This is a genomic window from Sinobacterium norvegicum (genome assembly GCF_923077115.1).
Classification (GTDB): Bacteria; Pseudomonadota; Gammaproteobacteria; order Pseudomonadales; family Sinobacteriaceae; genus Sinobacterium; species Sinobacterium norvegicum.
Map to the genome: position 1 here is coordinate 110971 of NZ_CAKLPX010000004.1, position 20730 is coordinate 131700.

The window sequence follows — 20730 nt, forward strand, 5'->3', positions numbered from 1 at the left end:
TCTGCTTATTTTTCAGGCGGAACGTAGCCTTCAATCTTCTCAATCTGCTCATTGCTGAGGAATTTCTCAAGCTGCTCATCGAGAAAGACCTTGGTCGACGGGTCTAAAACGTTTAGCTGCTTTTCATTAATTAGCATGGTTTGTAAGCCCAACCATTCCATCCACGCCTTTTTTGATACCGTCTCAAAAATCTTCAACCCCTTTGGACCGGGATAAGGAGGACGAGCCATTGCCTCTAATTCTTGCTGGTACTTACGGCAGACTACGGTATTACTCATGACTCTCTCCACAGATCGAACGAAAATTAAGCCGCCATTATAACTGAGAAGCTGAATTTAGCGACTACGGTATTAGGGCAGTAACGCCAACTCTTCAAATAGCTTGGTCACCGGCGCCGGCAAACCCAGTACATCGCGCTCGGCGCTAAACCACACCAGGGGCTGATCGGCAACTGCGTCACAATGCCCTAGCAGTCTCAAACGGCAGGGAACAAAGTCGAGGTGGTAGTGGCTAAAGGTATGACGCCGCTGCGCCATCGACTCCACCAGTTCCACCCTCAGGTTTAACCGATCGGCACAAAACGCAATAATATCATCATCGCTTTCACACTGCGGCAGCGACCACAGACTACCCCAAATCCCCGTCGGTGGTCGTTTCTCCAGCAAGACCTCGCCGCTATCGTTTTCAATCACCAACAGCTTCGCTGTCTTTACGGGTATTTGCTGCTTCGGTTTTTTACCCGGGTATGACAACGGATCGCCGGCGCGGTTGGCCTCACAGTCATCTTTGAGCGGACAGTCCGAGCAGCGGGGTTTGGACCGAGTACAAACTGTCGCGCCAAGATCCATCATCACCTGGGTGTAATCATGAAAGCGGTAATCGGGCGTATAATGTTCGGCAATCTGCCACAGCTGTTTATGAACCGCTGCCTTACCTGGCCAACCCTCGACCCGATGGTAACGAGCCAAAACTCTCTTCACGTTGCCATCTAAGATCGCTGCCCGCTTTCTAAAGGCGATGGAGACTATTGCGCCAGCAGTCGACCTACCAATTCCCGGCAGTGTTTCCAGCTGTTCGACCGTATCGGGGAAATCGCCAGAGAACTGTTGGACCACCTGCTTAGCAGCCTTGTGTAAGTTACGCGCACGGGCGTAATAACCCAGCCCAGCCCACAGCGATAACACCAACTCTTCCTCCGCCTCAGCCAAGGCTTGCACCGTCGGTAGCAGCTCAGTGAAACGCTGAAAATAATCGATAACCGTGGCAACCTGGGTTTGCTGCAGCATGATTTCAGACAACCAAACACGGTACGGCGTTATATTTTGCTGCCAGGGCAGCGTTTTTCTACCGTAATCATCAAACCAAGCCAGGGTACGCTGCTGAAAATATTCGGCATCGCTCAGCATATCAAGAGGGGAGTTTTGTGACATAAAACGGACAGTCTCGTTATCGTTAGGGACTAAGCCGACGCCGTTGTGGTGCGATCATTAAACGCCGATGTCAGCCTAACATCGGCGCTATTGTAGCTTGATTACTAACGTTTAAGCCATTTGTTCAGCGCGTCATTTACGGCACCTTCAGCCTTGCGCTTCACTTCCTTGGTGGCTAGATCGGTCATGATCTTGCCCATTTGCTTCTCATCGACACCACACATGCTGGCTGGGTCATCGCTCAACTTACCGGTACAGCGCATTGGCCAATAAATATCGCGGTAGCGTTCGTTGACTCGGCAGCTGTTAACGCCTTTTCCATCATCACTGCCAGCAATCTTCAAACCAAGGCCGTAATCGACAGCCTCAGTGGCTAAATTCACCACACCATCGCCCTTGAGCATCATATTGGTAAGTCCACCACTGAGCTCAGTATTGCTGATCTTCTGACCATCGATGCGCACCTTACCGACGATGTCAGTTAATGTGGTGTGCTCAGACCACTGCCCAGTTAAATCATCGCCGTTGATCAGGGAAATGGCCTGACAGACATTCTTCTCCAGATTGAAACCCTCGGCACGGCCTTTGCGAAGACGGAAGTTAACATTGCCCTTGGCCTGCTTTTCCAGTGCAGCGGTGGTATTGCCTCGGCTGGTGATATCCATCGTCATATTGGCATTACCAAATATCCAATCGGTTTCGGCAACAGCGACCAAGACGGGATTGACCTCCACGCCCTGCACAGTATTTTTCAGCGACAGCTTCGGGGTGTCTGTTTTGACATCGAGCGCAGCCTGAGCATCAATCGTGCCCTGATAAGCCTTGGCCTTGAGAGAGTTTAGCTTTAGCAGCCCCTTATACGCCGTCAGCTGCAACTTGGCATCGGTCAGGGTTAGACCACTGGCCATCAGTTTATTAAGGGCAAAGCGGAAATCAACATCGAGCCCGCGTAGCTCCTCAACGGGGAATAAAAGCTCTTCCCCAGCATTGGCCGGAGCCTTGTTGCCACCGCTGGTATCGGCTGGCGTCTCACTGGCCGACGGCGCCTCTTCATCTGCCGGGGGCAGATAGCGGTCAAGGTCCAGTTGGTCGAGTACCAGGTTGGCGGCAATGCGACCACTGCGTTTGTGGTTGACCGTGGCCAAGCCAGTCAGCTGAGATTTATCGATAGTTAAGACGATGTCGTCGATCTTTATTTGTTCACCGCGCAAAGCCAGCACCGAGCTAAAAGCTATGTTGGTCAAAGCATCGTCGGCCGCCATCGGCGGCAATGTCTGCCCCAGCTCTTTCGCCAGTTTTGCCGCGTCGAAGGCGGCTACTTTGAGGTGGCTATCGAGCTGTAGGGTCTGCGACCACTGTGAGGCAGTCAGGTCACCGGAGGCATCGATACCGTTGAGAATAAGCTGCCAGAACTCGATGCTAACGGTTTCTGCGGCCACATCAGCGGTGACCTCTTTGAGCGCAAAGGTGGCTTCAACCTTCTGCCCTGCCAAGGCGTCGCCGTCGGCATTAACGGTGATTTTACCGTCGCCGATACTGACATTGTTATTATTCGCCACCGCTAAATTAGCCGCCAATTTTAACTGGGTAGTAAGCTGTGGCTCTGAGACTGAAAGAGACAGGCCTGTTTCAATAGGAAAACTATTGCCCTGCAAGTTAACGCCGCTGGCCTTGAGGAAAAAACCTGTCAACGCCGTCTCGGTACCCGCCTGCTGATCACGGTAGAGAATATCCGTGTCAGTAATATCGATAACATCGACATTAATAGCCATCGATGACTCGTCACCTGCCGGCTCCGCCTCGGTGCTCGGGGTGTTACCAGCACCCGGTTCTGCCGCCGGGCTATCGCTCGCCGCCATCACCTTCTCCCAGTTGCCAACCCCCTTCTTATCCAACACCAGGGCTAATTTCAGGCCGGCCAAGCTGGCCTCTTCTATCTCAATGCTGCCAGAGAGCAGCGGCATGACGGCCACACCTAAGCGCAAGGAATCCAGCGCCGCCAGGGGGTTCTCATCACCGGGTAATTGATAGCTGAGCTGACCCAGTTCAAGCTGCAGCTTTGGAAATATATGCAGCTGCAACGCGCCGTCGATCGTCAAGCTACCGTTGGTTTGCTGCTCAACAATCTTAGTGATTTCTGTCTTTAACCTCTGCTCATCGATCACAACGGTTAACAACACCCAAATGGCGATAAAAACAACAGCAACAAACCCTGTCGCAATCATTAACAAGCGCTTCATGACGCCTCCCTAGCAAGTAAAAATAATTCCAATAACTCGTGCTCATAGCATAGTCTGTTATGGCAACCTATATTAGCGCCTGAATTAGCCGCGTGTTTAGCATATAATGGTTGTTTTTGATGGGTTTGGGTATCCTAATAACGCCTAAATTACTGAAAATTATCGTTGGATTATATAAACGGAGCAGATACACCATGGCCGATCGCCAAGCCAGTGTTACTCGTAACACCTCAGAAACTCAAATTACTGTTGCCCTCAACCTCGATGGCACAGGCAAAGCCGAATTCGATACTGGCGTGCCGTTTCTTGAGCATATGATGGACCAAATTGCCCGTCACGGCATGATTGACCTTAACATCAAGGCCGTTGGCGACAACCATATTGATGATCACCACACCGTGGAAGATATCGGTATTACCCTTGGTCAAGCCGTCGCAAAGGCTGTTGGCGATAAAAAAGGTATTACCCGCTATGGTCACGCCTATGTGCCACTGGATGAGGCACTGTCTCGCGTTGTCATCGATTTTTCCGGCCGCCCTGGGTTGACCCATAAGTGTGATTATACCCGTGGCAGTATTGGCAAGCTCGATACCCAGCTGTTCGATGAGTTTTTCCATGGCTTTGTTAATCATGCCGGCGTCACTCTGCATATCGACAATATCCGAGGTAAGAACGCTCACCACCAGGCTGAGACTATCTTCAAGGCCTTTGGCCGTGCACTGCGCATGGCTTTAACTGCCGACGAGCGCATGGCGGGCATTATGCCGTCAACCAAGGGCTGTCTATAAGCTTGCATGCCCCTCTGCCTAACCGGCAGAGGGCAGTATTTATTTTTTGAGGTATTGCAGCGATGTCATCTGCATCACAACCGCAGACTATTGCGGTTATCGATTACGGTATGGGGAATCTTCACTCCGCCGCCAAAGCTATTGAACACGTCAGCGATGGTGCCAATGTCATCATCACTGGCGACCCCGAGCTTATTGCTCAGGCCGATCGGGTCGTTTTCCCCGGCGTCGGTGCCATCCGCGACTGTATGGCAGAAATCCTAGGTCGCGGTGTCGACAAAGTGGTTCATCAGGCCATCGATGCTGGCAAGCCAGTCTTGGCAATCTGTGTTGGCATGCAGGCGCTGCTCAACAGCAGCGAAGAAAACAACGGCGTTGATGGACTCGGCATCCTATCCGGAGATGTACGCTATTTCGGCGAAAATCACCGGGATAGCGCCGGAGAAAAGCTCAAAGTTCCTCATATGGGCTGGAACCGTGTCAGCCAAGTAGCACACCCCTTGTGGGCAGGCATTGAAGACAACAGCTATTTCTACTTTGTCCACAGCTACTATGTGGACCACGCCGTGCCGGAGCAAATTGCCGGCAGCAGCCACTATGGTTTCGACTTTACCGTCGCCCTCAGCGCCGGTAATCTATTCGCCGTCCAGTTTCACCCAGAAAAAAGCGCCGATGCGGGTTTACAATTACTGCGCAATTTCTGCCAGTGGCAGCCCGCCCCGTAATATCGACGTCGGATGCAGACCAGCGAGTACTGGGTTGGTTCAATAGCGCCAACCCAGCCTTGCAAAATACTCCACCGCCCCCATCTTGCTATTATCACCGGCAACAGCCGTCTATTTTTTGATCAAATTTGGTGTAGTATGAGCGATTTCTCCCAACGTTTTATTTTTCAAGATACCGATATCCGTGGCGAAGTCGTCAGCGTCGAAGACAGTTACCGTCAAATTTTAGCCAATCACAGCTACCCTGCGGTGGTTGAATCGCTACTAGGTGAATTTATCAGTGCCGCCGTCTTACTCGGCTCGACCATTAAATTTGATGGCTCGCTGTCGATGCAGGTCAAGTCTGAGGGCGAGATCCCATTACTTATGGTTGAGATAACCCACGATGGTGACGTTCGCGCCATCGCCAGAAACTGCAGCGAAGCGGTCAGCGATGACTTCCAAGTACTGCTTGCCAACGGCACTTTAGCAATCACTATAGAACCTAAAAACGGTCAACGGTATCAAGGTATCGTGCCGCTCGAAGGTGAAAACCTGAGCGCCTGTTTAGTGCACTATTTTGCCCAGTCTGAACAACTAAAAACCTCGATCCACCTCGCCGCCAATGGCCAGCGCAGTTGCGGCGTGCTAATTCAACAACTGCCGGTCGATAAGACACCCGATGCTGACGAGCGCGAGCAACAATGGCAGCATATTTTAACCCTGATCGACACAGTTAAACGCAGTGAATTACTCGAACTCGACAGCAATGAAATGCTGTACCGCTTGTTCCACGAAGAAAACACCCAGCTGTTCACCCCAGCGCCCATTCAGTTTAACTGCAGCTGCTCGATTGAACGGGTAAAGAATGCCGTTGCCACCATCGGCGAGGAAGAGGCCAGAAGCGTATTAGCAGAAAGCGGTGTGATTGAAATGAACTGTGATTTTTGCAATACAAACTACCAGCTTGGCTGCGCTGACGTCGATGACGTATTCACAAAAAACGACCCTACAATACATTAAAAAACAACGAGTTGAGAATTATATCGGCAGCTGATATCAACCTCGCTATCGCTGCCAACACCTCTCTCTGTCATTTAACTGAGCACCTCTCAGTTAACCCATAGCGATTAAATTTGTCCTGAAAATAGCGAATATCACCGCTGTAATTGAGTTTTTTTTAGCCTTTAGCGTTATTTTTTGGCATAATCAGCGCCCTTAAAAAATTTGCTCGCGGCGGCTTTATGCAAAGCCTTCGAAATCCGCGGCCATCGGCCTTACTGCTTGATAGGAATTCATTTCCCATGACAACCAAAAATGACGACTCAGTCACGATTGAAAAAAACCTTAGCCCAGCCCAATTGGTTGAGAGTGCACTAGCGCGCGGTGAAGGCGAACTTACTGATACCGGTGCCCTGCTTATTACCACCGGCAAGCGTACCGGCCGCTCTCCTGCAGACCGTTTTGTAGTGAAAGAGCCCAGCACCGAAGACAGCATCGAATGGGGCGGCGTTAACCGTCCTTTCGACGGCGGCAAATTTGACGCCCTATGGTCTCGCGTAGAAGAATACCTCCTGTCGAAAGATCACTTCCAACAAGAGCTTCACGTTGGCGCCCACGACGATCACTATCTCCCCGTTGTCGTCAACACCGAGACAGCCTGGCAGAACCTTTTCGGCCGCAACATGTTTGTTCGCCCTGAAAGCTATAACCCAAAGAGCAAAGAAGCTTGGACCATCATCAACGCCGCCGGCTTTGAATGTGTGCCAGAGCGTGACGGCACCAACTCTGACGGTGTTGTTATCCTTAACTTCGCTCAGCGTAAGGTACTACTTGCTGGCATGCGTTACGCCGGTGAAATGAAGAAGGCAATGTTCTCTGTACAGAACTTCCTGCTACCAGAAAAAGACGTCATGCCTATGCACTGCTCGGCCAACGTCGACGACTCTGGCAACACCACCCTGTTCTTCGGCTTGTCTGGCACCGGTAAGACCACGCTGTCTGCCGACCCTGCTTGTTCGCTGATTGGTGATGACGAGCACGGATGGGGCAAGGGCACTGTCTTCAACATCGAAGGCGGCTGTTACGCTAAGACCATTAACCTTAGCCAGAAGAACGAGCCTATTATTTGGGATGCGATCCGCTTCGGCGCCATCGTTGAAAACGTCGTTGTCGATGAAGGCCGTCACGCTGACTACGACGATACCACTCTGACGGAGAACGGCCGTTGCGCCTACCCACTAGAGCACGTCGAAAAGCGCGTTATCGAGAATGCCGCCGGCGAACCTAAGACTGTTATCTTCCTGACCTGTGATGTTTCTGGTGTACTTCCACCCGTATCCATTCTGTCTAAAGAAGCGGCAGCCTTCCACTTCCTATCAGGTTATACCGCGCGTGTTGGTTCAACCGAACTTGGTGCTGAAGCGGGTATCCACCCAACCTTCTCTACCTGTTTCGGCGCTCCTTTCATGCCACGTCCAGCAGGCGAATACGCCGAGCTGTTGATGAAGCGCATCGAGGACTTCGACTCTCGCGTCTACCTGGTTAACACCGGCTGGACCGGTGGTTCTGGTGCCGCTGGAGGCAACGGTTCACGTTTCCCGATTCCTGTGACTCGCGCCGTTGTAGCCGCCTGTCAGGACGGCAGCCTTGCCAACGTTGAGACCGAGCAGTTAGACATTCTGAACCTGACCATTCCTAAGGCCATTCCTGGCGTTGATGAGAAATACATCAACCCACGCAAAGCCTATGGCAGCGATGCTGACTATGACGAGGAAGCGAAGAAACTGGCTGTATTGTTCCAGGAGAACATTACTAAGTTTGACGTTTCAGGCGAGATTGTTGCTGCCGGCCCCAAGGCTTAAGCAACACGCTTTACAGCCCCTCGGGGCTGTAAAAAAAGCCGCATTAACTCAACGTTAATGCGGCTTTTTTGTGCCCGCCAACCCCGCTTTATCAGCCCTGCCATGTTTCGGCAAAACGAATAAAACGCTGTACCACCGCCGATTGGTATTTATCCTGATGATAGAGAAAGTAAAGCTGACGCTGGAACTTCTGGCGCAGCGGCAACACAGCCAGCCGTCCGCTGGCAACAGCGTGCTGAGTGGTAATATTCGAGAGAAAACCCAGGCCAAGACCTGCGGCGACGGCGTTCAATACCCCCTCATTACTGTCGACCTCAAGGGCCACATCATAGTCGGCAAGACTGGCCGCCAAGCATTCATCAAATTGGCGTCGTGTGCCCGAGCCCGACTCCCGCAAGACCCAGCGCTGACATTCCAAATCAGTCACATCTGTCACGTCAGCTAACGCAAGGGGATGATCAACGCGGCAGACCACGGCCATTTCATCACGCAGCCACTGCTGGCGTATCAAGCCTGTTCGACGAATATCAGCCTCGATAAACGCAATATCTAGCTCGAAACGTACCAACGCATCGACCAATTCGACACTGTTACGCATCGATAAGCGCTGCGAACGCAACGACTGCTGCTGGGAAAAATCGGCCAACAGCTGTGGCAGTAAGCCGCTGCCAATGGTGTGACTGCAACCGATGGTCAAATTACCAACCTGCTCGCTATCAGCGAATAAATCCTCGATATCAGTGCAGCGTTGCTGTAACTCCAGCGCCATCGGCAGCAATTGTCGTCCGCGCGCATTTATTTTCAGTCTATTACTGACCCGGTCAAACAGCGGCTCACCCAACCGGCTCTCCAGCTCTTGCAGCGCCATCGACACCGCAGCCTTGGAGATAAATAGTTGCTCAGCGGCACCGGCCAAAACTCCTTTATCGACAACGGCGGTAAAGACCTGCAATTGTTTTAACGTCAATCGGCTTGCGTTCAATTTTTATTAACCATATGTACAAATTGTTTAGATATTCTAATCGTTACTCCTCGCTTAAACTAGCCCCATTAACAGCTATTAACCCGGCGTGGTGAATATCATGGTCAAACGTATCCAACACAATATCAATCGAGTCCCCACCCCCATGGCCGGCTTAGCCCTGGCCATTGCCAGCCTCGGTTGGGTGTGGGAAAACATGACCGCCGACTACGCTGTTCGCCTTGCCGGTGCTAGTATTGCCGCTGTTTTGCTGGCGGTATTAGCGGCTAAGTTTATCAGCCAACCAAAGGCATTATTGAATGAACTGGCTCACCCTGTCGTCGGCAGCGTTATCCCCACTTTTGCCATGGCTTTGATGGTGGTTTCCGCTGCGGTTAATCTCTACCTGCCAACAACCGCCGCCGGATTATGGTTAACCGCCGTGTTGCTGCACTGCGCCTTTCTGCTGGTGTTTATTGTTCACCGGGTCAAGGATTTTAAGCTGCACCACATGCTGCCAAGCTGGTTCGTGCCCCCCGTCGGCCTGGCCGTTGCCGCGCTGACCTGCCCCGGTGCCAATTATTATGCGCTGGCTAAGATTATCCTACTCTTCGCCATGACCAGCTATTTAGTGCTGATGCCGGTGATGATTTACCGTTTGATCTTTGCTGCTGCTATTCCCGATACCGCCAAACCTACCATCGCTATACTGGCCGCACCCTCCAGCCTCTGTTTAGCCGCGTATTTAAGCCTGGTTGATCACCCATCTCTGTTGCTCACCGCAGTCTTAGCCGGCATTGCCGTGCTGATGACGGTGGTTATCTATATGGCATTTTTCCATCTACTGAGATTACCATTCAGCCCAGGTTACGCCGCCTTCACCTTTCCCACAGTGATCAGCGCCACTGCGCTGTTCAAAACAGCCGAGCTCGCCGGCCAGTATCCCGGCATCAGTGAGTACGCCAGCACACTGAATCATGCCGCCGTAATAGAGCTGCTGATTGCCACCGTCATTGTCGGTTATGTCGCGGCGCGCTATGTGAATAGCTATTTCGCCAAGCCAGCTTAATCTGGGTTGCATAAACGGATGCAGTGAACCAAAGTGCTTCCTGCTGCGTAACTCTCTGTGTTAGTTAACAAAGGCGGACTCTTTGGCGAGGGCCGCCTGTTATTGCCAGCCACAGTCGAGACGTGTTCTATGCTACTTGAAACCGATATTATTAATGACCTTCCCGAACGCTACAGAGTACAACTGATAAACTCATTGTCTGGCTATAAATCGGCGAATTTAATCGGCAGCTGCAACGCGCAAGGCCTGCTCAATCTGGCGCTGTTTAGCTCGGTCTTTCATGTCGGTGCCTCACCCGCTTTGATCGGCCTTCTATCGCGGCCTGACAGCGTCCCCCGGCATACATTGGAGAACATTCGTGCCACCGGCGAATTCACCGTCAACAGCGTCAGCACTGCTCTTTATCGCCAGGCGCATCTCTGCTCGGCCCGCTCCGATCGTAGTCAATCAGAGTTTGACTTTGCACAACTGACGCCCCAATTCAAAAAAGGCCACCGCGCACCGGCTGTTCAACAGAGCCCGCTGAGCATTTACCTGACCCTGAGGGAGATAACCCCCATAGAGGCCAACAATACGGTGCTGATCATCGGTCAAGTGCAGGCGATAGAGCTGCCGCAACAAGCACTGAGTGAGGATGGTTTTATCGACCATCAACTGCTCGACACCATCTGTGTCTCAGGCCTGGATAGCTACCACAAGACACAGCCTATCGCTCGGCTTGGCCATGCCAAGATGCCGACATCAGCCACCGAGGCCTAAAATAATCCACAACATCACCTCAACATATAGCCGCTATTGATTTGCCATCATTCCCCGCAAGCATTTGGCGCGTTACTATCCAAGGCTAGAGATTCCGTTAAATGATGAGGCCAGCAGTGAGCAATAATAACCAAAAGATTTCCACACCCGACCTCTGTGATAAGTATCCCGAGGTACAGGTACTGGCCCCACTGTTCAATAACTATGGCGGCATTCGTAGCTTTGGCGGTGAGGTAGTGACCGTGAAGTGTTTTGAAGATAACTCTCTGGTAAAGGAACAGGCCAGCTATAACGGCATCGGCAAGGTGATGGTGGTCGACGGCGGCGGCTCGCTTAGACGAGCCTTACTCGGCGATATGATTGCCGAAGATGCCGCCAAGAATGGCTGGGAAGGCATTATAATTTATGGCTGCATCCGCGATGTCGATGAAATAGGCAACACCTCCATCGGCGTTCAGGCGCTCAATACCATGCCGGTGAAAACCGAAAAACGCGGTGCTGGCGACTTAAATATTGCCGTCACCTTTGCCGGCCAGACTATTCGTCCGCGCCAGTATATCTATGCCGACAACAACGGGATTATTGTCAGTGACCACCCACTGAGCATGCCTCAGTAGTGGCGATAAAAAAAGCGGCCTTAGCCGCTTTTTTATTGCTCCGACCAATCAGCCCATATAGGCTTGGCCACCATCGATGGCAATGCTCTGGCCGTTGACATAACGGCTGTTTTCGCCACACAGTTGAGCAACAAATTTACCGATATCCTCTTCGCAGTCGCCGACATAGCCCTGTGGGATTGAGGCCAGATACGCCTCGGCCTCATCCTGCATATTCTCCAGCCACCATTTCATGCCCGGTGATTGCGCATGGGGGAGAATAACATTGGTGCGAATGCCATCGCCGCCCCACTCGCTTGCCGCCGCCTTGCTGAGAGCACGAATCGCCTCTTTGACCGCCGCATAAGCGCCATAGCCACTGGCATCCCAGCGCTTTGCCGAGGTCGAGGCCAGGTTGATAATACTGCCATCGCCTTTGAGGTGTGGGTGACAGATTTTCATCAACCGCAATACCGCCAGCGGGCCGGATTCGAAACCGGCAGTAAAGCTTTCATCTCTCACCTCAAACAGCTTACCTAGAGGAACTTCTTGGGCGTTGTTAACCAGGATATTCAGCCCGCCCAGCTCATTAACCACGCGGTCGACACAGGCCTGCATCGACGCTTGGTCTTTAACATCGAGCTCAAGCGCTATCGCCTTGCCGCCTCGGGCCTCGATCAATTCTACTGTTGTTTGGCATTTACTCAAGGTTCGCCCGGTCACTGCTATTGCAGCACCTTCGGTCGCCATGGCCAGCGCAATACCCTGGCCAACACCCTGACCGGCACCAGTGATTAACGCCACTTTGTTATCGAGTACACCCATTTGAGAAACCTCACTGTTATTTTATGGTGACTCAGAGTAACCCAATCGCCCGATCAACAACATTAGCATCGGGTAAGTAGACAGTGGCGGTGAAAGTCTCTACTCGCCACTGGCGATGTTGCTTATTTTTTCAATCGAGCCAATAAGCTAGAGGTATCCCAACGGTTGCCGCCGATGTTTTGAACGTCTTTATAGAATTGGTCAACCAGTGCTGTGACCGGCAGGCTGGCACCATTATTGTCGGCCTCGTTGAGACAGATTGACAGGTCTTTGCGCATCCAGTCGACGGCAAAACCGTGCTCGTATTCGCCGGCAATCATTGTCTTATGCCGATTATCCATCTGCCAGGACTGTGCCGCCCCCTTCGATATCACATCAATCACCTGCTCGACATCCAACCCCGCCTGCTCAGCAAAATGGATGCCCTCACTTAGCCCCTGAACCAGGCCGGCAATGCAGATCTGGTTGACCATCTTGGTTAACTGGCCCGCACCAGCAGCGCCCATCAGTTGGGTTTTCTTGGCGTATACATCCATCACCGTGACGATTTGTTCAAAGATCTCCGCCTCACCGCCACACATAATAGTCAGCTGACCGTTGATTGCCCCCTGCTCACCGCCGGAGACCGGCGCATCGATAAAGCCAATATTCTGGGCGGCACAAGCGTTGGCCAACTCCCTGGCCACCGCCGCAGAAGCTGTGGTGTGGTCGACCAACACCGCTCCCGATCTCATCGTCGACAACACCCCGTCACCACCAATGGTAACCGAGCGTAAATCATCATCGTTACCGACACACATCAACACCACATCAGCATCAGCCGCTGCTGCAGCGGGGGTAATGGCACAGCGGCCGCCATATTGCTGCACCCAGGCCTCTGCCTTGGCGGTGGTGCGGTTATACACCGTAACATCGAGGCCGCTGGCCAATAAATGACCGGCCATGGGATACCCCATCACTCCCAACCCAATAAAACTCACTTTCATCACACTGCCCCTTGTTAAATGACTCGATATTTATTGCCGAATAATCAGGTAGCGTTCAATCGCGCTAAACACTTGTCGACGGTAAAATTCACTCTCGCAGACCACATGATGACGCATCGCCTCGATGGTTTGTATCTTAGCCCGCGGAAATTTACTGCGCACCACAGGGAGGTTATGCCGCCAATCGACAGTAAAGTCGCCTGTTCCCTGCAGCACCAATACCCGCTGCTCACTCAGCGGCAATTTTTTAAAGCGTTCGATCCAGCGCGCCATCGAGGTAATCCACTCCAACGGCTGCTTACGGCACTGCAGCGGGTCTTGATGGCTGAGAAAGTCGAGAAACTCTTGATCGTGGGAGTTGAGTGTAAAGGTACGCTGCAAGTCGGACACAGATCGCTTCAGCAGCCAGTGACCCCAGCGTTTTGTCGCCCAGGCATGCGGCCTAATGAGAGGGGCCATCAGTACTGCCTTGTCGGCAATACCGGGGTTCTCTAGTAGATAGGTCATTACCGCGGCACCACCGGTGCTTTGACCAAACAGATAAACAGGGCCTTCGACCTTATCCTCGACCAATAACCGCAGCCGATGCAGGGCATCAATATAGCAGCTAAAGCTGTGTATATTGGCCACTTCGCCACTGCTTAAACCGTGTCCGGGCAGATCGAATAACACCACATTTAAACCCTGCTGCAAACACCATTCTACCAGGTGTTTATACAAAGCCGAATGGTCGTAATAGCCGTGTACCACTATGCAGGTAGGCGCCGACACATCGGTGATAAAACCTTGGTAGACCAGGTCGAATTCACCGCTGCTGAAACGGCCAATCGACTGTGTTATGTGCTCGAAGCGGTGATCAAAATCAATGCCATAATATGCCACGTAGTCCCTTGCCTGTTCATCGAGGGGCTGCTGCCAAGACTGCTCAAAGGTCGGAAGATACTGCCGCAGCTGACTGAAGTGAATCATAGTGAACGGATACTCAAATAGTGTTGATAAAGCGCGAATTTTGTTGCGCGCAAGTGTACCGGCATCAAGTTATTAGAAAATTGCATTAGGACAAAAAAGCCCAAAAAAAAACCGCAGTGCCTTTCAGCACTGCGGTTTAGTGTACAACACGATTGAGCTTACAGCTCGCCACGCTCGTACTTCATCGACATATCATCGAGGTTAATAGCTTTCATTTTGCTGGCGTTGCCGGCGGTACCAAACACTTCATAGCGGTCGATACAGATTTGCTTCATCGCATCGAGCTGTGCCTTGAGATACTTGCGCGGGTCAAATTCGGCAGGGTTTTCAGCCAGAAAACGTCGAGTAGCACCGGTGGAGGCCAGGCGAAGATCAGTATCGATATTAATCTTGCGGACACCGTGCTTAATGCCCTCGGCAATTTGCTCAACCGGGACACCGTAAGTCTCAGGGATGGCACCACCAAACTCGTTGATGATTGCCAACCACTCCTGTGGCACCGAGGAAGAACCGTGCATGACGAGGTGAGTGTTGGGAATACGCTTGTGGATTTCTTTGATGCGATCGATGGCCAAAATATCACCGGTAGGGGGACGGGTGAATTTGTAGGCGCCGTGCGAGGTACCACAGGCAATGGCCAAGGCGTCGACGCCGGTCTTGGCAACAAAGTCAGCGGCCTCTTCTGGGTCGGTCAGCATCTGGTCCATGCTTAATTTACCCGCGGCGCCAACACCATCTTCTTCGCCGGCTTCACCGGTTTCAAGCGAGCCCAAACAACCGAGTTCACCCTCGACAGAAACACCACAGGCGTGGGCCATTTCAACGGTGCGGCGGGTAACATCGACATTGTACTCATAGCTGGCAGGCGTCTTGCCGTCGGCCTCTAGCGAGCCATCCATCATCACTGACGAGAAACCCAGCGCAATGGAGCGCTGACAGATAGCAGGGCTGGTGCCATGATCCTGATGCATACAGACAGGAATTTCAGGGAACTCTTCAATAGCAGCCAAAATCATATGACGCAGGAAGTTAGGTCCTGCGTATTTACGAGCACCGGCCGAGGCCTGCATGATCACCGGGCTGTTGGTTTCCTGAGCCGCTTCCATAATAGCGCGAGTCTGCTCGAGATTGTTGACGTTAAACGCGGGGACGCCATATCCAAACTCGGCTGCGTGGTCGAGCATTTGACGCATGCTAATCAAAGCCATGTTGTAATCCTTATCAAAATTAATGGGTTGCGCAAGAGCGTGGACTCAACGCAATCGTTTAAATTGTGTGTCTAATAGTAAACTATTACGCTTTGGCGCGCGCTTCAAGTATCGCCACAGCCGGCAGTGTCTTGCCTTCGACGTACTCTAGGAAAGCGCCGCCACCGGTGGAGATATACGACACCTTATCGGCGATATCGTATTTATCCACCGCCGCCAGGGTGTCACCACCGCCAGCAATCGAGAAGCCCGCGCTGTCGGCAATCGCCAGCGATAATGCCTGGGTACCCTTACCGAACTGGTCAAACTCGAATACACCGACGGGGCCGTTCCAAATAATGGTCTTGGCCTTGCTAATAATCTCCGCCAACTGAGCCGATGTATCGGGGCCAATATCGAAGATCATATCATCGTCTGCCACATCGGCTGCGGGTTTGAGAGTCGCCTCGGCGGTCTCACTGAATTCTTTGCCTGTTACCACATCGCTGGGCACAGGAATCTCACACTTGGCCATCAATGCCTTGGCATTGTCGATTAAGTCTTCTTCATACAGAGACTTACCCACCGGCTGACCACTGGCTGCTAAGAAAGTATTGGCAATGCCGCCACCGACAATGATTTGATCGGCGATATCGGAGAGGCTTTCTAATACAGTCAGCTTGGTCGACACCTTGGAGCCACCGACAATGGCCACCATCGGACGCTCTGGGTTGGCCAAGGCCTTTCCGAGGCTGTCGAGCTCTGCCGCCAGTAGTGGACCAGCACAGGCAACAGGGGCGAACTTGGCAACGCCGTGGGTCGAGGCCTGGGCACGGTGAGCTGTGCCGAAGGCATCCATGACAAAGACGTCACACAGCGAGGCATAAGCCCGAGCCAGCGTTTCATCGTCTTTCTTCTCGCCTTTGTTGAAGCGAACATTTTCCAGCAGCACCATCTGGCCCGCCTCTACAGCCACATCCGCCGCCAGGTAATCGCTGACCAACGGCACATCGTCGCCCAGGGCTGCGGTCAGGTAATTGGCAACAGGGGCCAGCGTATAGTCGGCATTTTCCTCATCGCTGCCACCTTCGACGGGGCGGCCAAGATGAGACATTACGATGACTTTGGCACCAGCCTCCAAGGCCAGTTTAATCGTCGGCAGTGCAGCCCGAAGGCGGGCATCACTACTGACTACGCCGTCTTTAATCGGGACGTTAAGATCTTCGCGAATCAGCACCCGCTTACCGGCTAAATCGAGGTCACTCATTTTTATTACAGACATCTCAACACTTCCTATAAGTTAACTATTTACTGTTGCGGTATTTGATTTGATAGAAATGACGACACACGTCCAGCATACGGTTGGCATAGGCCCACTCGTTATCGAACCAAACAAAAACTTTTACCAACCTGCCGTTGGCGACGCGGGTTAGACCGGCATCGATAATACCCGAGCGAGGGTCCTGGTTAAAATCACAGGAGGCCAGCGGCTCCTCGGTATAACCCATAATACCGTCGTAGTGACTGTCCGCGGCCCTCTTCAAAATGCCATTAACCTCTGCTGCGTCAGTATTTTTGTCGACGCAAATCGTCAGATCTATCGAGGAGACATTGACCGTTGGTACCCGCACCGCTGTAGACGCCAATTTATCGGCCAACTCGGGGAAGAAACGACCAATACCCAAGGCTAAGCCGGTGTCGACGGGGATAATCGACTGCGAGGCACTGCGCGTCTTGCGCAAGTCGGTGTGATGATAAGCATCGATTACCGGTTGATCATTCATCGCCGAGTGAATGGTATTCATCACCCCGCTGTTAATTGTCAGCTCGCGATGCAAGACATCGAGCACAGGAACAATACAGTTGGTGGTGCAGGAACCGGTGGAGATAATGGTCTCGGCACCGGATAATTGACGATGATTAACGCCATAGACCACCGTGGCATCGACATCGGGCTGCGCGGGTTGTGAAAAAATCACCTGCTTGGCACCGGCAGCCAGATGCAATTCAGCAATCTCACGACTGCTAAAGGCACCACTGCACTCCAGCACAATATCAACCTCCAACGCCGCCCAGGGCAGCGATACAGCAAGGTCGGCACCGAATACCGCAATGCGCCTGCCGTCAATAACCAACGACTGATCATCGACCAACACCTCGGCCTGAAAACGTCCAAAGGTAGAGTCGTATCGCGTGAGGTGGGCAACGGTTTGAATATCGGCCGGTTCATTAATTGCCACGATGTCCAACTGTGGGCAATCTGACTGCCACAGCGCGCGCAAAATGGAACGGCCGATGCGACCGTAACCATTAATTGCCAGTCGTATTGGTTTCAACGGCGATTACTTCAATAAGCCGTTAACTGCCTCAACCACTGCCTCGGTAGTGATACCGAACAGCTTGTACAGCTCACCGGCTGGCGCCGATTCACCAAAGGTTTCCATGCCGACAATGGCGCCGTCGAAGCCAACATACTTATACCAGAAGTCTTTATGGGCGGCTTCTACAGCCACGCGGCTGCGAACAGCGGCCGGCAATACTGACTCGCGGTAGGCATCGCTTTGACGATCGAAGACGGTGGTAGAAGGCATCGATACCACACGCACATTCTTACCTGCAGCGGTCAGTGTCGCATGGGCTTCAACGGCCAGCGATACCTCGGAGCCGGTGGCAATAATAATCGCATCCGGAGTACCGGCGCAGTCGATCAACACATAGCCACCTTGGGCAACGGCGGCAATTTGCTCGTCGTTACGCGCCTGATGCGGCAAACCCTGACGTGAGAAGATCAGCGCCGTAGGGCCATTCTTACGCTCGATGGCAAACTGCCAGGCAACGGCCGTCTCGACGGTGTCACAGGGGCGCCATGCGTCCAGATTTGGCGTGGTACGCAGGCTGGTGAACTGCTCAACCGGCTGGTGTGTTGGGCCGTCTTCGCCAAGACCGATGGAGTCGTGGGTGTAGACGTGAATAGTCTGCTGCTTCATCAATGCCGCCATGCGTAATGCATTGCGAGCATATTCCATAAACATCAAGAAGGTGGCGCCGTAAGTAACAAAGCCACCGTGAAGAGCGACACCGTTCATAATGGCACTCATGCCGAATTCACGGACACCGTAATACATGTAGTTGCCCGAGGCATCGTTGGCCTCAACACCCTTGCAGCCATCCCACAAAGTCAGGTTAGAACCCGCCAAATCGGCAGAGCCACCGAGGATTTCAGGCAGGGCAGGGCCAAAGGCTTGCAGGGCGTTTTGCGAGGCCTTGCGCGAGGCAACCGCGGCACCTTTTTCATTACAATCAGCAATATAAGCAGCGGCAGTATCGGCGAAATCTGCAGGCAAATCGCCGGCCAGACGACGCTTAAGTTCCGCGGCTTCTGCTGGGAAGGCGGCGCTATAAGCGGCTAATTTGTCATTCCAAGCGGCTTCGGCGGCCTCACCTTTTTGCTTGGCATCCCAACCGCTGTAAACATCAGCAGGGATTTCGAAGGCCGGTGCCGACCAACCGAGCTGTTCACGAACAAGAGTGATCTCATCGTCGCCCAGTGGCGCACCATGACAGTCTTCCTTGCCCTGTTTGTTCGGGCTGCCCTTGCCGATAATAGTCTTACAGCAGATCAGTGTTGGCTTCGAGGTCTCGGCGCGAGCCGCTTCGATGGCCGCCTTAATTGCATCGCTGTCGTGGCCATCGACCGCTGGAATCACGTGCCAGCCGTAGGATTCAAAGCGCTTCGGAGTGTCGTCGGTAAACCAACCTTCAACTTCACCATCGATAGAGATGCCGTTATCGTCGTAGAAGGCTACCAACTTACCGAGACCCAGGGTGCCAGCGAGAGAGCAGGCTTCATGGGAAATACCTTCCATCATGCAGCCATCACCCAGGAACGAGTAGGTGTGGTGGTCGACAATATCGTGACCCTCGCGGTTGAACTGCGCCGCCAATACTTTCTCGGCCAGCGCCATACCGACAGCGTTGGTAATACCCTGCCCCAGTGGGCCAGTAGTGGTTTCAACACCGGGGGCATAACCGTATTCTGGGTGACCCGGTGTCTTGGAGTGCAGCTGACGGAAATTTTTCAAGTCGTCGATGCTGAGGTCGTAGCCGGTCAAATGCAGCAGCGAATAGATCAACATCGAGCCGTGGCCGTTCGATAGAATAAAGCGGTCACGATCAGCCCATTCAGGGTTGCTCGGGTTATGCTTCATGAAATCATTCCACAGTACTTCGGCGATATCCGCCATTCCCATGGGCGCGCCTGGGTGACCGGATTTGGCCTTCTGGACGGCGTCCATGCTTAGAACACGGATGGCATTTGCTAACTCAGTACGAGACGACATCAATAAAACTCCTGGCTGGGATGATGCGAAAGTGACAATTCGGAAAATTTTAAGCGCTGTATTTTCCCCTACCTTAGGCGATTGAGCAAATTTTTTACGCGAATACTCACGATCGAGAAAATAACACGCTCAAAGTCTAGTGTAGGGCTGGTAATTAATCGCTGTAATCGCTGGGAATATTTACCGTTTATTCCAATCTATACAGGCATCGAGGCTGACACCGCTGCCACCGAAGATATCGAGGGCACTGCCGATGGTCAGATCGACCTTGTTGTTTGACAACTCGGCTACCAGCTTGAGGTCATCGAGTGAGCGAGCGCCTCCAGCATAGGTTACCGGTATCGTGGCGGCCTCGCCCAGCATGGCGACCAATGACTGGTCGATACCGGCCTGCAAGCCCTCGACATCGGCGGCGTGAATCAAAAACTCGGCACAGTGTTGACTCAACTCGCTCAGCGTCTGCTGGTCGACGGCGGTATGGGTAACGGTTTGCCAGCGGTCGGTGGCAATGTGCCAGCCATCGGCCACCTTGCGGCAGCTTAAGTCCAGTACCAGTTTATCCTGCCCCACCTCGGCCTTGATCTGTTCCAGGCGCGACCAGGAGAACTCGCCGTTGTCGAATAAGTACGACGTGACAATAACATGGGAGGCTCCGGCCTCAATATAGCGGGCGGCATTCTCACGGTTAACACCGCCACCAAACTGCAAGCCTTGGGGCCAGGCGGCCAGAGCTTTTAATACCTGCTGTTCATTGCCGGGACCGAGGGCAATAACATGGCCACCGGTGAGCTGGTGCTGACGGTATAACTCGGCGTAGTACTCGCCGTCATAGGGACTGACGAAATTCGTCTCGGCGCCACCATCGCTGAGGCTGCCACCGACGATTTGCTTTACCTTACCTTGATGTAAGTCGATACAGGGTCGAAATTGAGTCACTACCACACCACCGCCCTTGGGCTGTTGTTTGTTTTGTCGCGCATTATAACGGATTCCATCGGCAAGTAACCCTGTA

The 20730-nt window shown here is 52.8% G+C and carries 19 protein-coding genes; 7 read left to right on the plus strand and 12 right to left on the minus strand.

All coding sequences use genetic code 11. From position 1 onward, the window contains the following. Positions 1-5: 5 nt before the first annotated feature. From L9P87_RS15075 to L9P87_RS15085, 3 genes are all read right to left on the minus strand, one after another. On the minus strand, positions 6-278 hold the full coding sequence (locus tag L9P87_RS15075) for an oxidative damage protection protein (protein WP_237445588.1): 273 nt from the start codon (positions 276-278) through the stop codon (positions 6-8). A gap of 72 nt (positions 279-350) precedes the next feature. Then, positions 351-1430 (minus strand): A/G-specific adenine glycosylase, encoded by a 1080-nt coding sequence (mutY, locus tag L9P87_RS15080; RefSeq protein WP_237445589.1) that lies wholly within the window; start codon positions 1428-1430, stop codon positions 351-353. 104 nt (positions 1431-1534) lie between these two features. Next, positions 1535-3670 carry an AsmA family protein gene (locus tag L9P87_RS15085; RefSeq protein WP_237445590.1) on the minus strand — a complete coding sequence of 712 codons (2136 nt, stop codon included), beginning with the start codon at positions 3668-3670 and terminating at the stop codon, positions 1535-1537. A 194-nt stretch (positions 3671-3864) separates the two neighbouring features. Between L9P87_RS15085 and hisB the strand changes: the two genes are divergently transcribed. The 4 genes from hisB (at position 3865) to L9P87_RS15105 (ending at position 8026) form a co-directional block, all read left to right on the plus strand. Further along, a complete protein-coding gene (hisB, locus tag L9P87_RS15090) occupies positions 3865-4458 on the plus strand; it encodes an imidazoleglycerol-phosphate dehydratase HisB (RefSeq protein WP_237445591.1) in 594 nt (197 codons plus the stop codon). Positions 4459-4520: 62 nt separating this feature from the next. After that, positions 4521-5183: an imidazole glycerol phosphate synthase subunit HisH gene (hisH, locus tag L9P87_RS15095; RefSeq protein ID WP_237445592.1), complete on the plus strand. Its 663-nt coding sequence runs from the start codon at positions 4521-4523 to the stop codon at positions 5181-5183. Positions 5184-5321: 138 nt separating this feature from the next. Then, a complete protein-coding gene (hslO, locus tag L9P87_RS15100; protein WP_237445593.1) occupies positions 5322-6185 on the plus strand; it encodes an Hsp33 family molecular chaperone HslO in 864 nt (287 codons plus the stop codon). A 281-nt stretch (positions 6186-6466) separates the two neighbouring features. After that, entirely contained in the window at positions 6467-8026 is a 1560-nt protein-coding gene (locus L9P87_RS15105; RefSeq protein WP_237445594.1) for a phosphoenolpyruvate carboxykinase, read from the plus strand. A 91-nt stretch (positions 8027-8117) separates the two neighbouring features. On the opposite strand, the gene L9P87_RS15110 is transcribed toward L9P87_RS15105, so the two are convergent. Next, entirely contained in the window at positions 8118-8993 is an 876-nt protein-coding gene (locus L9P87_RS15110) for a LysR substrate-binding domain-containing protein (protein WP_237445595.1), read from the minus strand. A gap of 115 nt (positions 8994-9108) precedes the next feature. Between L9P87_RS15110 and L9P87_RS15115 the strand changes: the two genes are divergently transcribed. From L9P87_RS15115 to rraA, 3 genes are all read left to right on the plus strand, one after another. After that, entirely contained in the window at positions 9109-10056 is a 948-nt protein-coding gene (locus tag L9P87_RS15115) for a TDT family transporter (RefSeq protein ID WP_237445596.1), read from the plus strand. 129 nt (positions 10057-10185) lie between these two features. After that, positions 10186-10815: a flavin reductase family protein gene (locus L9P87_RS15120; RefSeq protein WP_237445597.1), complete on the plus strand. Its 630-nt coding sequence runs from the start codon at positions 10186-10188 to the stop codon at positions 10813-10815. A 116-nt stretch (positions 10816-10931) separates the two neighbouring features. Then, positions 10932-11432 (plus strand): ribonuclease E activity regulator RraA, encoded by a 501-nt coding sequence (rraA, locus tag L9P87_RS15125; RefSeq protein WP_237445598.1) that lies wholly within the window; start codon positions 10932-10934, stop codon positions 11430-11432. A 48-nt stretch (positions 11433-11480) separates the two neighbouring features. Here rraA and L9P87_RS15130 read toward each other — a convergent pair whose 3' ends face one another. The 8 genes from L9P87_RS15130 to hisA all read right to left on the minus strand — a co-directional run bounded on the left by L9P87_RS15130 (position 11481) and on the right by hisA (position 20654). Beyond that, positions 11481-12236 (minus strand): SDR family NAD(P)-dependent oxidoreductase, encoded by a 756-nt coding sequence (locus L9P87_RS15130; RefSeq protein WP_237445599.1) that lies wholly within the window; start codon positions 12234-12236, stop codon positions 11481-11483. Between the two features lie 122 nt (positions 12237-12358). After that, entirely contained in the window at positions 12359-13222 is an 864-nt protein-coding gene (locus tag L9P87_RS15135; RefSeq protein WP_237445600.1) for an NAD(P)-dependent oxidoreductase, read from the minus strand. Between the two features lie 30 nt (positions 13223-13252). Next, the gene (locus tag L9P87_RS15140; protein ID WP_237445601.1) at positions 13253-14191 is read right to left on the minus strand and encodes an alpha/beta hydrolase; all 939 of its coding nucleotides are present in this window, start codon (positions 14189-14191) and stop codon (positions 13253-13255) included. A 158-nt stretch (positions 14192-14349) separates the two neighbouring features. Next, positions 14350-15399, minus strand: a complete 1050-nt coding sequence (gene fba, locus L9P87_RS15145; protein WP_237445602.1) for a class II fructose-bisphosphate aldolase — start codon at positions 15397-15399, stop codon at positions 14350-14352. An 85-nt stretch (positions 15400-15484) separates the two neighbouring features. Continuing rightward, positions 15485-16660, minus strand: coding sequence for a phosphoglycerate kinase (locus L9P87_RS15150; RefSeq protein ID WP_237445603.1), 1176 nt, complete (start codon positions 16658-16660; stop codon positions 15485-15487). 22 nt (positions 16661-16682) lie between these two features. Then, the gene (locus L9P87_RS15155) at positions 16683-17714 is read right to left on the minus strand and encodes a type I glyceraldehyde-3-phosphate dehydrogenase (protein WP_237445604.1); all 1032 of its coding nucleotides are present in this window, start codon (positions 17712-17714) and stop codon (positions 16683-16685) included. Between the two features lie 6 nt (positions 17715-17720). Next, a complete protein-coding gene (gene tkt / locus L9P87_RS15160; protein ID WP_237445605.1) occupies positions 17721-19718 on the minus strand; it encodes a transketolase in 1998 nt (665 codons plus the stop codon). Between the two features lie 180 nt (positions 19719-19898). Then, on the minus strand, positions 19899-20654 hold the full coding sequence (hisA, locus tag L9P87_RS15165) for a phosphoribosylformimino-5-aminoimidazole carboxamide ribotide isomerase (protein WP_237445606.1): 756 nt from the start codon (positions 20652-20654) through the stop codon (positions 19899-19901). Positions 20655-20730 lie beyond the last annotated feature (76 nt).

Bases quoted from the DNA above. Each gene is read 5' to 3' on its own strand.
- L9P87_RS15075 (WP_237445588.1), bottom strand. From the start codon at position 278: ATGAGTAATACCGTAGTCTGCCGTAAGTACCAGCAAGAATTAGAGGCA.
- hisH (WP_237445592.1), top strand. From the start codon at position 4,521: ATGTCATCTGCATCACAACCGCAGACTATTGCGGTTATCGATTACGGT.
- L9P87_RS15150 (WP_237445603.1), bottom strand. From the start codon at position 16,660: ATGTCTGTAATAAAAATGAGTGACCTCGATTTAGCCGGTAAGCGGGTG.
- L9P87_RS15085 (WP_237445590.1), bottom strand. From the start codon at position 3,670: ATGAAGCGCTTGTTAATGATTGCGACAGGGTTTGTTGCTGTTGTTTTT.
- fba (WP_237445602.1), bottom strand. From the start codon at position 15,399: ATGGCTTTGATTAGCATGCGTCAAATGCTCGACCACGCAGCCGAGTTT.
- L9P87_RS15105 (WP_237445594.1), top strand. From the start codon at position 6,467: ATGACAACCAAAAATGACGACTCAGTCACGATTGAAAAAAACCTTAGC.
- L9P87_RS15115 (WP_237445596.1), top strand. From the start codon at position 9,109: ATGGTCAAACGTATCCAACACAATATCAATCGAGTCCCCACCCCCATG.
- L9P87_RS15135 (WP_237445600.1), bottom strand. From the start codon at position 13,222: ATGAAAGTGAGTTTTATTGGGTTGGGAGTGATGGGGTATCCCATGGCC.
- tkt (WP_237445605.1), bottom strand. From the start codon at position 19,718: ATGTCGTCTCGTACTGAGTTAGCAAATGCCATCCGTGTTCTAAGCATG.
- L9P87_RS15130 (WP_237445599.1), bottom strand. From the start codon at position 12,236: ATGGGTGTACTCGATAACAAAGTGGCGTTAATCACTGGTGCCGGTCAG.
- L9P87_RS15120 (WP_237445597.1), top strand. From the start codon at position 10,186: ATGCTACTTGAAACCGATATTATTAATGACCTTCCCGAACGCTACAGA.
- mutY (WP_237445589.1), bottom strand. From the start codon at position 1,430: ATGTCACAAAACTCCCCTCTTGATATGCTGAGCGATGCCGAATATTTT.
- hslO (WP_237445593.1), top strand. From the start codon at position 5,322: ATGAGCGATTTCTCCCAACGTTTTATTTTTCAAGATACCGATATCCGT.
- L9P87_RS15140 (WP_237445601.1), bottom strand. From the start codon at position 14,191: ATGATTCACTTCAGTCAGCTGCGGCAGTATCTTCCGACCTTTGAGCAG.
- hisB (WP_237445591.1), top strand. From the start codon at position 3,865: ATGGCCGATCGCCAAGCCAGTGTTACTCGTAACACCTCAGAAACTCAA.